At 71.1% G+C, this 16835-nt stretch carries 10 protein-coding genes; 8 read left to right on the top strand and 2 right to left on the bottom strand.

The features are described from left to right. Window positions 1-138 precede the first annotated feature (138 nt). Entirely contained in the window at window positions 139-735 is a 597-nt protein-coding gene (locus ACFXPK_RS05655) for a methylated-DNA--[protein]-cysteine S-methyltransferase (protein WP_385071990.1), read from the bottom strand. Between the two features lie 16 nt (window positions 736-751). Continuing rightward, window positions 752-2308: an AlkA N-terminal domain-containing protein gene (locus ACFXPK_RS05660; RefSeq protein WP_385072064.1), complete on the bottom strand. Its 1557-nt coding sequence runs from the start codon at window positions 2306-2308 to the stop codon at window positions 752-754. Between the two features lie 562 nt (window positions 2309-2870). On the opposite strand from ACFXPK_RS05660, the gene ACFXPK_RS05665 reads away from it, so the two are divergent. Genes ACFXPK_RS05665 through ACFXPK_RS05700 form a run of 8 tightly spaced genes read left to right on the top strand, consistent with a single transcriptional unit; the run spans window position 2871 to window position 16807 of the window. Next, a complete protein-coding gene (locus ACFXPK_RS05665) occupies window positions 2871-4721 on the top strand; it encodes a phage tail sheath family protein (RefSeq protein ID WP_385071993.1) in 1851 nt (616 codons plus the stop codon). A 35-nt stretch (window positions 4722-4756) separates the two neighbouring features. After that, complete coding sequence (locus ACFXPK_RS05670) at window positions 4757-5281, top strand: phage tail protein (RefSeq protein WP_382885789.1); 525 nt, start codon at window positions 4757-4759, stop codon at window positions 5279-5281. Between the two features lie 43 nt (window positions 5282-5324). Further along, a complete protein-coding gene (locus ACFXPK_RS05675) occupies window positions 5325-6071 on the top strand; it encodes a hypothetical protein (RefSeq protein WP_385071996.1) in 747 nt (248 codons plus the stop codon). Beyond that, window positions 6064-6843, top strand: a complete 780-nt coding sequence (locus ACFXPK_RS05680) for a hypothetical protein (RefSeq protein WP_385071999.1) — start codon at window positions 6064-6066, stop codon at window positions 6841-6843. Before ACFXPK_RS05675 ends, ACFXPK_RS05680 begins: the two co-directional genes overlap by 8 nt. A gap of 4 nt (window positions 6844-6847) precedes the next feature. Then, window positions 6848-7702 carry a Pvc16 family protein gene (locus tag ACFXPK_RS05685; protein ID WP_385072001.1) on the top strand — a complete coding sequence of 285 codons (855 nt, stop codon included), beginning with the start codon at window positions 6848-6850 and terminating at the stop codon, window positions 7700-7702. Window positions 7703-7734: 32 nt separating this feature from the next. Then, window positions 7735-9735, top strand: a complete 2001-nt coding sequence (locus ACFXPK_RS05690) for an ATP-binding protein (RefSeq protein WP_385072067.1) — start codon at window positions 7735-7737, stop codon at window positions 9733-9735. Next, complete coding sequence (locus ACFXPK_RS05695) at window positions 9726-10076, top strand: hypothetical protein (RefSeq protein WP_385072003.1); 351 nt, start codon at window positions 9726-9728, stop codon at window positions 10074-10076. Before ACFXPK_RS05690 ends, ACFXPK_RS05695 begins: the two co-directional genes overlap by 10 nt. Further along, a complete protein-coding gene (locus ACFXPK_RS05700; protein ID WP_385072006.1) occupies window positions 10073-16807 on the top strand; it encodes a DUF4157 domain-containing protein in 6735 nt (2244 codons plus the stop codon). Before ACFXPK_RS05695 ends, ACFXPK_RS05700 begins: the two co-directional genes overlap by 4 nt. Window positions 16808-16835 lie beyond the last annotated feature (28 nt).

Here is a 16835-nt window from a genome sequence, read left to right on the forward strand (position 1 = left end):
CCCGCGCCGCGCGGGCGGGTGGGACGCGCCCGGGGGGCGGGGGCCTCCCCCCCCCCGTTCCCCCCGGGGGGGGGGGCCCTCACCCCGGGGGGGGGGGGCGGGGGGGTCCCGTTCCGCCGGGCCCCCCGGTACCGGGCCTCACCACAGCCCGTCGGTCACCGCTCCCCCGCCGGCCGCCGGGGCGCCCTCGAAGGCGAGGAGCCGCTGCTTGCGGCTCAGGCCGCCGCCGTATCCGGTGAGACCGCCGGTGGAGCCGATGACCCGGTGGCAGGGGACGATGATGCTGACCGGGTTCTTACCGTTGGCCAGTCCGACGGCGCGTGAGGCGCCCGGCTTGCCGAGGTGTTCGGCGAGTTCGCCGTACGAGCGGGTCTCGCCGTACGGGATCCGCAGGAGCTGCTCCCACACCCGGCGCTGGAACGGGGTGCCGTGCAGCGCCAACGGCACGTCGAACACCGTCAGTTCGCCCTCGAAGTACGCGGTGAGCTGACGTACCGCCTCGTCGAACGGACCGGGGTCGTGGACGCCGAAGGACTCCTCGGGCGGGCGGTGGCGCTGCTCGTGCATGTAGAGGCCGCTCAGGACTCCGTCGGTGGCGACGAGTGTCAGCGGCCCGTACGGACTGTCGATCACCGTATGAACGGTGTGTGCGGTGTGTGCGGTGTGTGCGGTGTGCTCCGTGTGTGCGGTGCGTGCGGTGCGGGTCGCGTCCGCAGTGGTGGTCGGGGTGTCCATGACGGATTCAACTCCCTTACGAGGGCAGGTGGTTGATGGCGTGGTCCTCGGTGGCCCACAGATACTGCACGGCGTACGCGCGCCAGGGCCGCCAGGCGGCGGCGCGGGCCGTCAGCGCGGCGGGCGTCGAGGGCAGTCCGAGGCCCTCGGCGGCCCGGCGGATACCGAGGTCCGTGGGCAGGAACGCGTCCGGGTCGCCGAGCGCGCGCATGACGATCACCTCGACCGTCCAGGGACCGAACCCGGGCAGCGCGGTGAGCCGGGCCCGCGCCTCCTCCCAGTCGCTGTCAGGGCCGAGCCGCAGCGTGCCGTCGGCGAGGGCCGCGACCAGGGTGGTGAGCGTCGTCCGCCGGCTGCGCGGCAGGGCCAGGCCCTCGGGGTCGAGCGCGGCGAGCGCCGCCGGGGACGGGAAGAGATGGGTGAGCCCGCCCTCCGGGTCGTCGACCGGCTCTCCGTACGCCCTGACGAGGCGGCCGGCGTGGGTCCGCGCGGCGGCGGTGGAGACCTGCTGGCCGAGCACCGCCCGTACGGCGAACTCGGCGGCGTCCACGGTACGGGGCACCCGCCGCCCCGGCGCCTTGTCGACCAGCGGGGCCAGCAGCGGATCGGCGCGCAGTTGCCCGTCGACGGCGACGGGGTCGGCGTCGAGGTCGAGCATCCGGCGGCAGCCGCTGATGGCGACCGTGAGATCGCGCGGGTCGGTGAGGGAGAGCCGGCAGGCGATGTGGTCGGGGCGGGGGGTGAGGGCGACGATGCCGTGCCCGTACGGGAGGGAGAGCGTGCGGCGGTAGGCGCCGTCCCGCCACTCCTCGACGCCCGGGACGGCGGTCGCGGCGAGATGCCCGAAGAGGTTGTCCGGGGTGAGGGGTGCGCGGAACGGCAGGCGCAGACAGATCACCCCGGGGGTGAGGGTCCCCTCGGCGGCGGCAGGGGGCCGCTCGGACGTACGGCTCCGCTCGGACGTACGAACCTGTCCGCCGGGGCGCGGGGCACGTGAACCGCGCGCGCTCCGGGCGGCCCGGGCGCGCAGTTCGCCCGGCGGGAGCGCGAAGACCTCCCGCACGGTGTCGTTGAACGCCCGGATCGAGGCGAACCCGGCGGCGAAGGCGATCTCGGCCATCGGCAGCCCGGTCGTCTCGATGAGCAGCCGCGCGGTCTGCGCCCGCTGCGCGCGGGCGAGGGCGAGCGGCCCCGCGCCCAGTTCGGCGCGGAGCTGGCGCTCGATCTGGCGGGCGGAGTAGCCGAGGCGGGTGGCGAGCCCGGGGACGCCCTCACGGTCGACGACGCCGTCCTGGATCAGCCGCATGGCGCGGGCGACGGTGTCGGCGCGGGCGTTCCACTCCGGGGAGCCGGGGCTGGTGTCGGGCCTGCACCGCTTGCAGGCGCGGAACCCTGCCTGCTGGCAGGCGGCGGCGCTCGGGTAGAAGGTCATGTTCTCGGCCTTGGGCGGCACCACCGGACAGCTCGGCCGGCAGTAGATGCGCGTGGTGAGGACCGCGGTGAAGAACCAGCCGTCGAAGCGCGCGTCCTTGGACCTGACGGCCCGGACACAGCGCTCCGTGTCGGCGTGCATCGCGAGGTGCGTGGCGGTGTGCATAGGTCAAGCATCGGGCACGCGGAGCCTCCCGGCTGGCAGAAAAACGACATCAGCCTCGGGCCTCCACCGGGGCCCGCACGGACACGGCCCCCGGGCAAAGGGGCGCGCCGTGGGAAATTCTCTTCGGCTTGTTTCGCACCCCGGCCGGAAACCCTTCTGTGAAGCCACCGTGAATTCACCTCCATATTTTTCCGTCCGCACGCCGCTGACCACGCCCTATACCATTCCGGCGACCCTTCGGGAAAAGGATCAACCAATGACCGAATCGATCTCTTGACCATTCCTTGAGAAAGAAACGAGACTCGCAAGCGGCACTCATACATCAAGAGACACAACGCATGATCATGCGAACGGCCCCGACGGCTGACCACCGTCGACGTCGGACGAATGACCACGCGAGACCGGTACCGCTATCGCATGGGGGTGTGACGGGGGAACGTAGGGATTGCGTGCGCATGCGTATTCGACTTCTTCGCATGGACGCCACACCTTCACCTTCCCTCCTCATATCTTGGTGCGCGAAGGGAATGGAGGGGGAATGCCGACGCATATGGGCTACCCCGGCGTTTACATCGAAGAACTCCCCAGCAGCGTCCGTACCATCGCGTCGGTCACCACCTCGGTGACCGCGTTCGTGGGCCACACCCGCCGGGGCCCGCTCCATCAGCCGGTGCGGGTCACCAGCTTCGCGGACTTCGAGCGCCGTTTCGGCGGGCTCACCGCTCGCGGCGCCGTCGGCTACGCCGTGCACCAGTTCTTCGGCAACGGCGGGGCGGTCGCGGTGATCGTGCGCGTGGCCAGGGCCGGCACCGGCAAGGAGGCGTGCGTCACGCTCAACTCCACGGAGGGCAAGAGCGATTGCCCGGTGCTGGAGGTGCACGCCAAGGAGCCCGGGAGCTGGGGCTCACGGCTGCGGGTGGCGGTCGACCACGACACCCCCGCCCCCGACCGTACGTTCAACCTCCAGGTCCTGGACGCGCGCGGCGGGGCCCGCGAGTCCTTCACCGGCCTGTCCATGGATCCCGGCCACGGCCGGTTCGTGGAGACGGTGGTCAACAGCGGCTCCGCGCTCGTCCGGGTCAAGGCCGTGGACCGGGACCGGCCGGACCCCTCCGGCACCGTCTCCAAGCCGTTCGCGGCCAAACTCCCGAACCTCCACGTCGAGTTGAAGGTGAAGATCGGCGACGTGGAGCGCGAGTTCACACTCCACGACCCGCACCACGACGGTGAGAAGCCCGCCAATGTGGTGGAGTTGGCACTGCTGCTGGAGCGCAAGCTCCGCTCGCTGCCGGACGCGCCGGGGAAACACACGTACGCGGGTGTCCAGGTCACCCCGTTCGGCCGCCGGATCCAGGTCGTCGCCGGGTCCATCGACCCCGCCGACGTGGTGCGCTTCGTCGGGGAGTGCGCCAACGACCTGGGGCTGGAAGGCTCGGTCAACCCGCCCGCCTTCGCCCTGGAGGGCGGCGAGGACGGCGACCCGCCGGGCCCCCGCGACCTCATCGGCAGCGAGACGGCCAAGACCGGCATCCAGGCGCTGCGCGATGTCGACGACGTCAACCTGCTGGTCCTGCCGGAGCTCTCGGCGTACGAGTCCACCGACGACATGGTCACCGTGGTCTCCGCGGCCGGCCAGCTCTGCCAGGAGCGCCGGATCTTCCTGCTCGTCGACTCGCCCTCCGCCTGGGGCAATGTGGACGCGGCACGGGCCGGGATCGGCGCCTTCGACGCCGTACGCGGTGATCACGCGGCGCTGTACTTCCCGCACGTACAGCTCACGGACCCGCTCACCGGACGGCTGCGCGCCTTCCCGCCCTCGGGGGCGGTCGCCGGGGTCGTCGCCCGCATCGACAGCGAGCGCGGGGTGTGGAAGGCGCCGGCCGGCACCGAGGCACGGCTGGCCGGGGTGCGGTCGCTGACGGTCAAGCTGAGCGACCGGGAGAACGGCCTGCTGAACCCTCTCGGCGTGAACTGCCTGCGTACGTTCCCGGTGGTAGGCCCGCTGGTGTGGGGCGCCAGGACGCTGGCGGGCGCCGACGCGCTCGACAGCGAGTGGAAGTACGTGCCGGTGCGGCGGCTCGCGCTGCATGTCGAGGAGTCCCTCCACCGCGGCCTCCAGTGGGTCGTCTTCGAGCCCAACACCGAGCAGTTGTGGCAGCAGATCCGGCTGAAGGCGTCGGCGTACCTCAACGACCTCTTCCGGCAGGGCGCGTTCAAGGGCGGCACACCGCGCGAGGCGTACTTCGTCAAGTGCGACAAGGACACCACCACCGAGGCCGATATCGACAACGGGGTGGTCAACGTCGTGATCGGCATCGCGCCGGTCAAGCCCGCGGAGTTCGTGATCGTCAAGATCCAGCAGGTCGCGGGGCAGTTCGACCTTTCCTGACCAGGCCGAGGAACAAGGAAACGCAGAGGAAACCGATGGCTGAGTTCCAGATCAACGCCCATCGTTTCGACCCCTACAAGAATTTCAAGTTCCTGGTTCTCTGGGACGGTCGAACGGTCGCGGGCGTCAGCAAGATCAGTCCACTGAAGCGCACCACCGAGGTGGTCAAACACCGCCACGGCGGCGACCCCAGTTCTCCGCGCAAATCGCCGGGCCGCTCCGAATTCGAGGGGGTCACGCTGGAACGCGGCGTCACCCACGACCCGGAGTTCGACCGCTGGGCCAACAAGGTCTGGCAGGTCGGAGCCGGACTCGGCGCCGAAGTGTCGCTCCGCGACTTCCGCAAGGACATCATCATCCAGGTCCTCAACGAGGCCGGTCAGGTGGCGGTCTCGCACAAGCTCTACCGGGCCTGGGTGAGCGAATACCAGGTGCTCGGCGAACTGGACGCGAACGCGAACGCCGTCGCGATCCAGAGCGTGAAGCTCGAATGCGAGGGCTGGGAACGGGACTACGAGGTGGAGGAGCCGGTGGAGCCGTCCTTCACCCACCCGGCCTAGTCGCGTCATTCCCCGACCCGGATCCTGAACGGAGGACTGAGGGATGACGCCGACGGGCCCCGCCGAGCTGCTCGCCACCTGGGAGGCCGGACTGGCCCAGCACGGCTCGGGAAGGTCGCTGCTGCTGCACCGGGCGGCCCGCCCGGGGGCCGCCACCGACACCCTGCTGTCGCTGCCCGTCGGGGAGCGGGAGGCGGATCTGTTCGCGCTGCGCCGGGCCCTGTTCGGCGAGCGCATGCAGGTACGCGCGGAGTGCGGCGCCTGCGGGGCGGCCATGGAGTTCGACCTCGACGCGACGGCGTTCGGCGCCCGGGGGCCGGGCCGGGACGGTCCGCTGCGGGTGACGGAGGGCGAGTGGGTGGTCGAGTTCCGGCTGCCCACCGTCGCCGACCTCGCGGCGGCCGGCGCCGCGGCCGATGCGGCGGAGGCCCGCCGGCTGCTGGTGGCGCGCTGCACGGTCTCGGCCGTACGGGACGGGACGGCCGCGCCGCCGGAGCGGCTGACCGAGCTGCTGCCGGCCGGCGTCCAGCGGCGGCTGGCCGAGGCCGCGGCGGAGGCGGACCCGGCCGCCGAGGTGACCCTGAACGTGAGCTGTCCCGAGTGCGGTGGGGCCACCGCCGCCGAGCTGGACATCTCTTCCTATCTGTGGGCGGAACTCGACACCTGGGCAAGGGACTTGCTCCTCGACGTTCATCTGCTCGCCACCGCCTACGGGTGGAGCGAGCCGGAGATCCTGGCGCTCAGCCCGCTGCGGCGCCGTTACTACCTGGAGCTGTGCGCGGATGTCTGACTACTTCGACCGGCTGCTCGCCCGGTACACACCGGTGTCCGCGGCCGACGGCGCCGGGGGCGGGGACACCGGCTCGCGCGGCGGTGCCGCCGGGGTGACCCGGGTACGGCCCCGGCTGCCCGGCCCGTTCGAACGCGTCGAGGCGCTGCGTACGGCGCCACCCGAACCCGACGCGCCCGCTTCCCTGATCCCGACCGCGCCCGAACCGACCTTCGGGACGGTCGAGTTGATACGGCACGAGCGCGAGGTGCGCACGGACCGGCACACGGTCGTACGGACCGGGGCCGCGCGCGCCGAGGACCCGGCGGGATGGCCGGACCCGGCCGCCGGACCCTTCCCCGATACGGGGGCGGAGCGGCCCGCGCTGCGGCCGGCTCCGCGCCCCGCCGCCGGACCCCGCAGGGGGGCGGCCGACGGCTCGCGCCCGTCGCGCCACCCGGCGGAGACCGACGTCTTCCCCGCGCCGCGCGACGCCCGGACCGCGCCCGCACCCGGCGCGGCCGGTGCTCCGCGGGCCGCGGACCCGGGCCGGGCCCGCCCGCGCGACAGCGACACGACCACCGCGCGCGGCGCCGCGCAGGGCGGGGTGGGACGCCGGGCGCCCCGGCCCGCCGAGCGCGTGGTCCACGTACAGATAGGCCGGCTGGAGGTGAGCGCGGCGCCGCCGCCCGGCGGGCCACGCCCGGCGGCCGACCGCCCGGACCCCACCGGACGGCGCGCGCCCGCGCTGACCCTGGACGACTATCTGGCCCGCGGCGAGAGGAGGAACTGAGTTCATGAGCAACGCACTTGCCGTCGCGACGGTCACCCAGGCCCTGGCCCTGCTGATCGGGAACAACCTGTCCCCCGAGATGGACATCGCGGTCACGGTGGAGACGCGCAAGCCGCCCGCGGAACCCCCGACGGAACCGACGATCAATGTCTTCCTCTACCAGGTGGCACCCAACCCGTCGATGCGCCACACCGACCTGCCGACCCGCGCCTCGGACGGCAGACTGGTCAACCGCGCGGCGGCGGCGCTGGATCTGCACTACCTGATCAGCGCGTACGGGGACGAGACCACGCTGGTCGGGCAGCGGCTGATCGGCTGTGTGGTCCGCACACTGCACGAAATCCCGTTCCTGCCACAGGACTTGATCGAACTGGCCGCCGAGCGCCCGTATCTCGCGGGGAGCGACCTGGCTTCGTCCCCCCAGCGGGTGCGCTTCACCCCGACGGTGATGGACATCGACGAGACGTCGAAGCTCTGGGGGATGCTCCACCAGACCCCGTACACCCTGTCGGTGGCCTATCAGGCGTCGCTGGTGCTGATCGAGGGCCGCGAGAAGCCGGTGCCCGCGAAGCCGGTGGAACGCCGGACGGTCCGGGCCGTGCCGTTCGGGCCGCGGGGTGACCAGGCCCCCGGACCCACCGCGGAATCCCCCCAGGACAAGACGCCCGAACCCCCTTCGGATTCCACGCCCGAGTCCACGAAGAAGCGGGCCCCGAGCCGATCCGCGCCGTCGAAACGGGCGGCGCCCTCGTCCCGTACCCGCAAGACCACCGCCTCGGGCGGACGCGGCCGGGCGCGATCGCGCCCCGCAGAGCCCCGGACGGACACCGACACGGGCGACGACGGCAAGGAGAGCTGAGGGACGTGAGCGAGACGGGGGCGGGTGAGGACATGGGCACGGGCACACGGGCGAGTCACCCCGGTACGGAGGCGGACAACGCGGCGACGGCGGACGGCCGTGCGCTGTCCGAGGCGGTACGTTCCGTCCTCGCGCACATCGACGCCCACGCGCGGCGCGCACACCCCGAGAACGCCCCACCGCACTCCCCCGCCCCTACGCCCCGGTCCACCGGCCCTGGACCCGCGCGCCCCGCCACCCTGGAGGCCCTGGCCTCCTGCTTCGGGCTCAGCCCCTTCGAACGCAAGATCGTGCTCCTCGCCGCGGCGGCGGAGCTGGACCCCACCACCGGTGCCCGCTGCGCGGCGGCGAGCGGTGACCCGGAGCGGGCGTACCCGACGTTCTCCCTCGCCCTGGCCGCGCTCCCCGAGCCGCACTGGAGCGCCCTGACGCCCGTCGCTCCCCTGCGCCGCTGGCGGTTGATCGAGCTGGCCGACGAGACCCGGCTGACCGTGTCCCGGCTCCGCCTCGACGAACGCGTCCTGCACTTCCTGGCCGGCTCGCCCTATCTGGACGCGCGGCTGCACGGGCTGCTGCGCCGTACGACGGCACCGGACGCGCTCCCGGTCTCGTACGACCTGGCGGCCGACCGGGTCGCCGCGGGGTGGGCGGGCGACGCCGGACAGCGGGCCCCGCTCCGGGTCGAGCTGGTCGGCGGCGATCAGCGGTCACGCGCCGACATCGCCGCGGTGGCGGCGCGCCGTTCGGGGCTCGGGCTCTACACACTGACGGCGGCGGATCTGCCCACCGCCCCGGAGGAACGCGACCGGCTGGCCCGGCTCTGGCAGCGCGAGGCGGTGCTGCTGCCGGCCGCGCTGCTGGTCGAGACCGGCGACGGCCTGGACCGCGAACAGGCGGGAGCGGCCGACGCGTTCATCGAGAGCGCGGCCGTTCCGCTCTGCGTCTCCAGCACCGATCCCCGGCCCGGCGAGCGACAGCGGGGCGAGCGGGTCACCGTACCGACCCTCGACTCCGAGGAACAGCTCGGTGTGTGGACGGCCGCCTTCGACGGCGTACCGGACATCTCCGAGGACGATCTGCGGGGCCTCGTGGAGCAGTTCTCGCTGCCGCCGCATCTCATCAGGGCCGCCGGGGCCGGCGTCGTACGGGACCTTCCGCACGCGAACGGCACGGACGCCACCGTACTGGCGTGGCAGGCGGGGCTGGAAGAGGCCCGGATGGGCATGGACGAGCTGGGCCGGCGCATCGAGCCACAGGCGTCGTGGGGCGATCTGGTCCTGGCGGAGCGGCAGTTGAAGATCCTGCGGGAGACCGTGGCGCATGTGCGGCAGCGCGCCACCGTCTACCAGGAGTGGGGCTTCGCGTCGACCCTGCGCCGTGGCCTCGGGGTCACCGCGCTCTTCGCGGGCGGCTCGGGCACCGGAAAGACCCTGGCCGCCGAGGTGATGGCGAAGGAGCTGGGGCTGGATCTCTTCATCATCGATCTGTCCCAGGTGGTCAGCAAGTACATCGGGGAGACCGAGAAGAACCTGCGCAAGGTCTTCGACGCGGCGGAACGCGGCGGCGCGCTCCTGCTGTTCGACGAGGCGGACGCGCTCTTCGGCAAGCGCAGCGAGGTGAAGGACAGCCATGACCGGTACGCCAACCTGGAGGTCAGCTATCTGCTGATGCGGATGGAGGCGTACCGGGGTCTGGCGATCCTGACGACCAACATGAAGCAGGCCCTGGACACGGCGTTCATGCGCCGGATCCGCTTCGTCGTCGACTTCCCCTTCCCCGGTGAGGCCGAACGCGCCGAGATCTGGCGGCGGGTGCTGCCCGCGCGGGCCCCGATGAAGGGCATCGATCCCGAGCGGCTGGCCCGGCTGACCGTGGCGGGCGGCTCCATCCGCAACATCGCGCTGTCGGGCGCCTTCCTCGCGGCGGAGGAGGGCGACCGCCTCCGGATGCGCCACATGCTGGAGGCGGCGCGCACCGAATACCTCAAACTGGAACGGTCGTTGACGCCTTCGGAGGTCCAGGGATGGATCTGAACGGGGTACGGAACGACGAACAGCGGCACGACGAACCACGTCGCGAGGCGCCGTCGCCCATGCCCTCGGTGCGGGTGGAGATAGGCGAGCTGGTCCTGGACGGCTTCGACCGGCTGGACCCGGACCGCGTATCGGCCGCCTTCGAGGCCGAGTTGGCCCGGCTCGTACGCGACCGGGGCGTCCCCCTGGCCATGGACGGCGGCCGTGCCCTGGACGCCCTGACCGGCCTGCCGCCCCTCCCGGCGACCACCTCGCCGCGCCGCCTGGGCGAGGCACTGGCGCGCGCGGTCCACGCGGGCCTTTCAGGACGCGGTGAGTCGACACGAGGGGGCGGTCGATGAGCACGCAGAGCACGTCGGCGACGGCGCAGGAGGCCCGTGCCGCACAGGAGGCCAGGCGCCGCAAGCGCAAGGAGCGCGCCGCGGCGTCCCGTACCCCCGAGCCCAAGGACATCGTCAGCGGCGCGGGCCAGCCGCTGGACGTGAGCGTCCGCCGCGAGCTGGAGGAACAGCTCGGCCACGACCTCGGCCGCGTACGCCTCCACACCGACCGCGACGCGGGCCACCTGACGTCCCTCCTGGGCGCGGACGCGGTCGCGGTGGGCCAGGACATCTTCTTCGGCGAGGGCGCCTACCGCCCGGGTACGGCGGACGGACAGCGCCTGCTGGCCCACGAGTTGCTGCACACGATCCAGAACCCGGACGGCCTGGGCACCCTGCGCGCGGGCCGCGACCTGGGCGCGGTGAGCCTGCCGCAGGAGGGGATGGAGCGCGAGGCGGAGGGGACGGCCCAAGCGCTCGTACGGAACCAGGAGCAGGGTCCCGAGACGGCCCCGGAGATCGCCCCGGCTCCGGCCACTCCGGGATGGCTGCGCTACGCGACGGTGGACGCGGACCGGCGCCGCATGGAGGAGCTGGACCCCGCGACACTGATCGACCGCCTCACGAACGGCGTCGTACGCTCCCTGCGCGGCGACCCCGAGGACCGGTCGGGCCGGGCGCGGCTCCAACTGGCGCGCATGGCACCGACGGTGCAGGAGAGCGTGCTCGACCGGCTGGAGGTACGGCTGCCCACCCCGGTCCTCGACCGGCTGCTGGACCTGGTCGACGAGACGGAGCGGCAGGGCCCGCTGCCGCTGGAGGCGTCCACGACGCCCGAAGCCGTTCCGGACGGGGCCGAGGCCATCCGGCAGGAGCGTGCGCAGGACGCGACCGTCGCACGCGGCGAACGCAAGAAGGCGGAGAAGGAAAAGGACGACCGGCGGGAGCAGCGGCAGGACGCCGGGAGCGCCAGGGAAGGGGCCGGGCAGGCTCCGTCCGCGAGTTCCGGCGGGGCTCCCGTGGCTCAGACCGCATCGGTGGCGTCCGGGCAGGCGGCCGGCCAGGACCGGGAGACGGCCACGGCACGCCAGAACGAGCGGGCCGACGCGCAACAGCAGGACAAGGATGCTGCCGGGCAGACGGCGGAGGAGGACAAGGAGAACGCGGGCGGCGGCCAGGAGGAGGACGGCCAGGACGCACAACAGGAATCGCAGGCCGCGGACGAGAGCGAGGACCAGGCCGCCGAGGAGGGCGCAGCCGACCCCCAGGCCCTGGACAAGAGCGCGCAGGAGCCCGGAGAGAAGGACCGTACCGGTGGCGACCTCGACGAGAACCGCCGCGCGGGGGACCCCGAGAACGAAGAGGACGCCGACGACGAGCCGCTGGGGCTCGAAGAGGAGTCGGAGGAACTCGACGAGGAAAAGAGGGAGGACGAAGAGGAGGCGGAGGACGAGGAAGCCGAAGAGGACGCAGAGGAAGCGGAGGAGGGCACCGAAGACCCGCAGCCCGACGGCGCCCTCGACGGCTCCACCCCGGCAGCGGCGAACCGGAACGGCCAGAAGGACTCGGCCGGCAGCCCGGGAGACGGCGCCCCCGGTGTGATCGATTCCCCGGCGACGCAGGACCAGTCGGCCGAAGCCCTGCGGCAGGCTGAGGACGACCCCGACGGGGCAGGTGCCGGAGGCGGCCACTCCGCCGACTCCGAGGATCGATTCGCCCGGGACCTCTCGACGGACAAGTCCATCGAGCAGGAGATCGGCCCGGAGCCCGACGAGAGGGCGGACGATAAGACCGCCGAGGGGCCCGACGATACGGAGCGGGACCCGTCGGACCCGGACGACGCGGAGAGGGAGAAGCAGCAGGCCGAGGAGCGCAAGGAGGACGCCGAGGCGAAGCGCCGGGACGAAGCGGCCCGTACCGCCGACGAGGGTTCGGGGCCGCCGGTTCCCGGGTCCGGCGGTGAGACGGCCGGGCCGGGGCAGCTGGCCAAGGCGGACGAGGACGCGCGCCGTCAGGCGGCCAGTACCTCCTCGGGGTCCTCGGCTTCGGGATCGGACGGCGGGACGAGCGCGGGCGGCGGATCGGGCAGCACCGGAGAGACGGGCGCGAAGTCGGCGGGCTCCTCCGGCGGGGCCGCCGAGGTGGAAACCGCCACCGCCTCCGGTACGGGAAGCGGTCCGGCGGCGAGCACGGGCACGGGCACGGGCACGGCAGGAGGCGGTACGGCGCCGGGGGCAGCCGTGCAGCCCCAGAAGTCCTCCGCGCCGGTGGACACTCCTGACACGCAGGTCATGGCCGGCATGGCCGAAGGGCCGGACGTCACCGAGGGGAAGGGGCCCGTGTCCACGCCGGGCCAGGAGACGGGCCCTGAGAAGGTCTCCACGGCAGGTCCGTCCCCCATACCCAAACTCGCCTCGGGCAACGGTCCTTCCCCCATGTCGGCAGGCCCGGAGCCGAAAAGCAACGCCGCCAAGACCGAGGAGTCCCCGAAGTCCGGGGCGGCCAAGCCCGCGCCACGGCAGGTGGCGGCGCCCAAGCGGCAGGCGGTCAGGAAGGCCGCCAAGGCCGCTCGGAGCGGCGGAGGCGGCGCCGGAGGGGGCCGGTCCGCTCCGGCACCCGCACGGGGCGGTGGCGCGCGCGGTGGCGGAGGTCGCGGCCGTGGCAGCGCGGCATCCGGCCCGGCGAAGCCCAAGAAGGAAGCCCCGGCCCCCGACGTCTCGCAGGGCACGCCCGAGTCGGGCCTGGCCACGGCGTCGAAACTCAAGCCCCACGTCGCGCTGGAGACGCTCCGGGGCGTCGACGGGGCGGTGGGCAACTCGGTCGGCAAGGAGCGCGCGGCGCTGCGCAAGGGCCCGCCCAGGACGGAGCGTCCGTCCGGCTCACCGAAGACCGTGCCGGGCGGCCCGCGGGCCGCGGCTCCGGGGACCTACAGCAACGCCAAGGTCTCCCGTACCGACGCGGCCCAGGGCAAGACCCCCGACATCAAAGGCGAGCAGAAGCCCGAAGGGGAGCTCCCCGCCACCGATATGCCGGAGCCGAGCTGGTGGGACATCGGCCTGGCGTTGCTCGGGGGGCTCCTCAAGGAGATCCTCCCGCTCGACGATCTGATCGATTCGATCCTCCAGCTCCCCACCACCGACGAGGGCATGCACGGCGCCAAGGTGGGCAACGCGCCAGGGCTGCCGCTCCAGGACGACTCCGACCCGCGGCGCACGGATGAGCAGGGACAGAAGCTCGACGAGCGGAAGAACGAGCTGCACCAGTCCGGCCGCGAGGACGCCGCCCGGCCGATGGGCGAGGACGGGATCTATCCGGACGTCCCCAAGGAGACCCTGACCGGCAAGGTCCCTGGAGGCGGGAAGCGCGCGGGGAGGGGCGGGGCGCGCAAGGCGTCCGGTGGCGGCGTGCCGATCGAGTCCGCCTCCGCCGTGGCCGAACACGACCGTGGCCCGCAGATCCAGGCGGGCTTCGCCGACGGCCAGCAGAAGATGTCGACGGAGCGCAAGACCAAGGACGACAAAGCCAGGGACGACAAACAGAAGCACGACAAGGACCTGAAGAGGGAAGTCGACGCCAGCAGCAAGACGCAGGACAACGCGCGTCAGAAGGGCCAGTCCGAGATCTCCGACTCCCGCGACAAGTGGCGGAAGGAGCAGGACGACAAGGTCACGGAGATCGACGGCAAGAAGGGCAAGAAGTACGACAAGGTCCGCAAGGACATCGACGACAAGGAAGAGGAGACCGACAAGGACGTCGACAAGCGCACCGAGGACGACAACAAGAAGATCGATGACGAGCAGACGGGTGCGGAGAAGGAGGCGGAGAAGAAGCAGAAGGACGGCGAGAAGGACGCCGACAACTGGCTCGAAGAGGCCATCGAGAAGCTCAAGGAGATGTTCGAAGAGCTCAAGAACGGCATCAAGACTCTCTTCGAGAAAGCACGCAAAGCCGTCACCGACATCATCGACGAGTTCAAAGAGCAGGTCTTCAAGCTCATCGACGCGGCGCGCAACTGGGTCATCGACCAGATCAACGAGTTCGCCGATGCCCTGATCGCCCTCGGCGACGAACTCCTCGCCGACTACCCGGCGATGCGCGACAAGTGGCGCAACACCATCGACGGTGCCCGCGACTGGGCCGTGGAGAAGGTCAACGAGGCCGCCGACGCGCTCAAGGAAGTCGCCGGAACACTGCTCGACGGGCTGGCGGGTGCCCTCACCGCGGGGCTGGACATGCTGGAGGGCGGGCTCCTCGCCGCCGTCGACCTCGCCGAGACCGTCACGGTCGGCGCCCTGGAGTTCGGCGCCGCCGTGGTCGCGGGGCTCGGTGAATGGGCCGCCATCTTCAACGACATCGTCTCCGACCCCGGCGACTGGATCAGCAAGGCGGGCGCGGCAGCCGAGACGGGTGCCAGGGACCACCTCTTCGACGAGGTCAAGGCCGCGGTCAAGGAGTGGTTCAACCAGAAGGTCCAGGAACTCATCGGCGTTCCGATGGAGGATTTCCAGGAGCTGATCTCGGGCGGCGTCACCGTGGAACAAATGGCCCAGATGGCCTGGGACGAGGCGCTGCCCCAACTGCCGGTGATCATCGGTGTGATGGTTGTCGAAAAGGTCGTCGCCAAGCTGATCCCGGGCGCCGGGTGGGTCATGGCGATCATCGACGCACTGCAGGTGGCATGGGGAGCGCTCAGTGAAATCCTGGCCGCATTCGGCCTCTTCATGGACTTCCTGAAGTCGGTGAAGAGCGGAAACGGAGCGCTGCCCTTCGCGAAAGCGGTCGCGGCGGGGGTCGTCGCCCTGCTGGAACTGATCTACCAGTTCCTGGTCGAAGGCATCAGCAGGTTCATGGGCGGAGTGACCCGCAAGCTCGGCGACATGCTGAAGGGCATCCGCAGCAAGAAGCGGCCAGGCCCGCCGGACGCGCCTGGGGCCCCCAGCACGCCGAACAAGCCGGGCCAGGCGGAGAGCCCGGGCCCGACAAACAAGCCGGGCCCGACGGAGAAGGACGGTCCCGCCGACAAACTCGGCCAACGCCCGGCCCCCCGCAAGCCCTCCCGGGACGAGACCTCCCGCCCGAAGCCGGGCCCCCGTCCGACAAAGCGCCCCTCCCCGGAGAAGAGGCCGCGCCCGGCGCGCGCCGGCAAGCCCAAGAAGCGCCGCGACGACGAGGAACGCCGCGAGGAGGGCCGCGAGGTCAACACGGCCCGCCGCCGCATGCGCGACGCGCGGCGCAAGCTGCGCCGCGACGACGACAAGGCCACCCCGGGCAAACCCCGCCGAGGCCCGGCCCGCGACACCCTCCGCCCCAAGAAGCGCCGCCCGGCCAAGGACCGCGACGGCACCCGCAAACCCGACCTCACCAAGAAGCGCCGCCGCCCCGAGTCCCCCACCCGCCGCAAACTCCGCCGCGCCCGCCAGACCATCAAGTCGGCCCTGAACAGGGCACGCAGGGCCGCCCGCCGCCTCTTCGGCAAGGGCCGCAAGCTGGGCCGCAGGATCAACAACCACACCCGCCGGCTGAGGGACCAGTGGAGGCGGCAGCGGGACCGGCTGCGGCGCAACCGCGAACGGAAGCGTGACAGCCAGCGTGAGCAGGAGCGCCAGCGCCAGGACAGCATGAGAGACCTCAACCTACCGACGGTGAAATACCGTGATGAAACTGGGACAGTGCACACCCTGCAGTTCGATGGGCGCGGAGGCGGAGCAGAACTTGAGGTCCACAGTGTCACAACGGAAGTTGACGACTTCCTAAATGACTGGGACTTCGACATCAGGGCAATAAAGGAGCCCCAGAAGCAAAGCCACCAGCTTCAAGCGTGGCGAGCCGCTAAGGGGAATTACCGCGCAGTGAAAGCGCTGCAAAAGCGGCTGCCACGGAAGGTCCCTGCGGGGACTGTTGGAAAAACCTGGGAGCGGGACTACCGCGCTTTGCGGGGCCAACTTAAGGATCTGGCACAAAATATGGCCGACAGGGTCTATGGCGGCAAGAAACCGCCCTTGCCGCCCACCGTTCTCCCTGCTTTTGCGGACGGGGTCCTAGCTCCACGCCAAACCAAAGCCCATTATATCCAGCCGAGCACCCCCAACGGTGAAATTGCCAGTCTCGCCAAGAAGGGAAATCCTAAAGGCTGGGACCAAGCCAAGACAGCAAAATTCACGACCTCGCCTGGGTGGTACAAGAGGATGCACCTACTTCCGGAAAGCATGGGCGGCCTAGCCACCGGATCCAATCTTGTTCCCGCACCAGTTGCGGTGAACAATCACTTCTACAACAAGGTCGAGGGAAAGGCTAACGCGGCACGCAAGGCAGGAGGCTCTGAGGACATGATTTGGTATCTTGTGCATGTCACCTTCAGCTCAGGCAGATCGCCGTCTTGGCAAGACTACATCCCCAGGAGGATTACATCCCTGTGGGGAGGCTACAAGGTGAACGCTAACAACAAGTGGGAAGAGAAGAAGCCTACAAGTAACCGTACCGTCTCCGACTCCGTAATTATTCCCACTGGCTCACCCACGAGAGCAATCAACGTAAACCGTGAATCTGCTGAACAGATCGCAATAGCCCTTGGCGCTACGCTAGGCTTCGGAAGACGCATAAAGGCGCTTGGTCCTTTCTCCAACAAAGTTGACCTTTTGAGCAAGTTGCACTCATATGAGCTGGGAAAGAAGCCGGGGACTCCGCCCCTGCCAGACTTCTCGGCCGTGGTCGCGAGAATTCTAACCGACCCCAACATCATCGCCAAGAAGTAACCGATCCATAAATCCCCAGGGGAGGAAT

This window comes from Streptomyces sp. NPDC059142, from assembly GCF_042755665.1.
Taxonomy (GTDB): domain Bacteria; phylum Actinomycetota; class Actinomycetes; order Streptomycetales; family Streptomycetaceae; genus Streptomyces.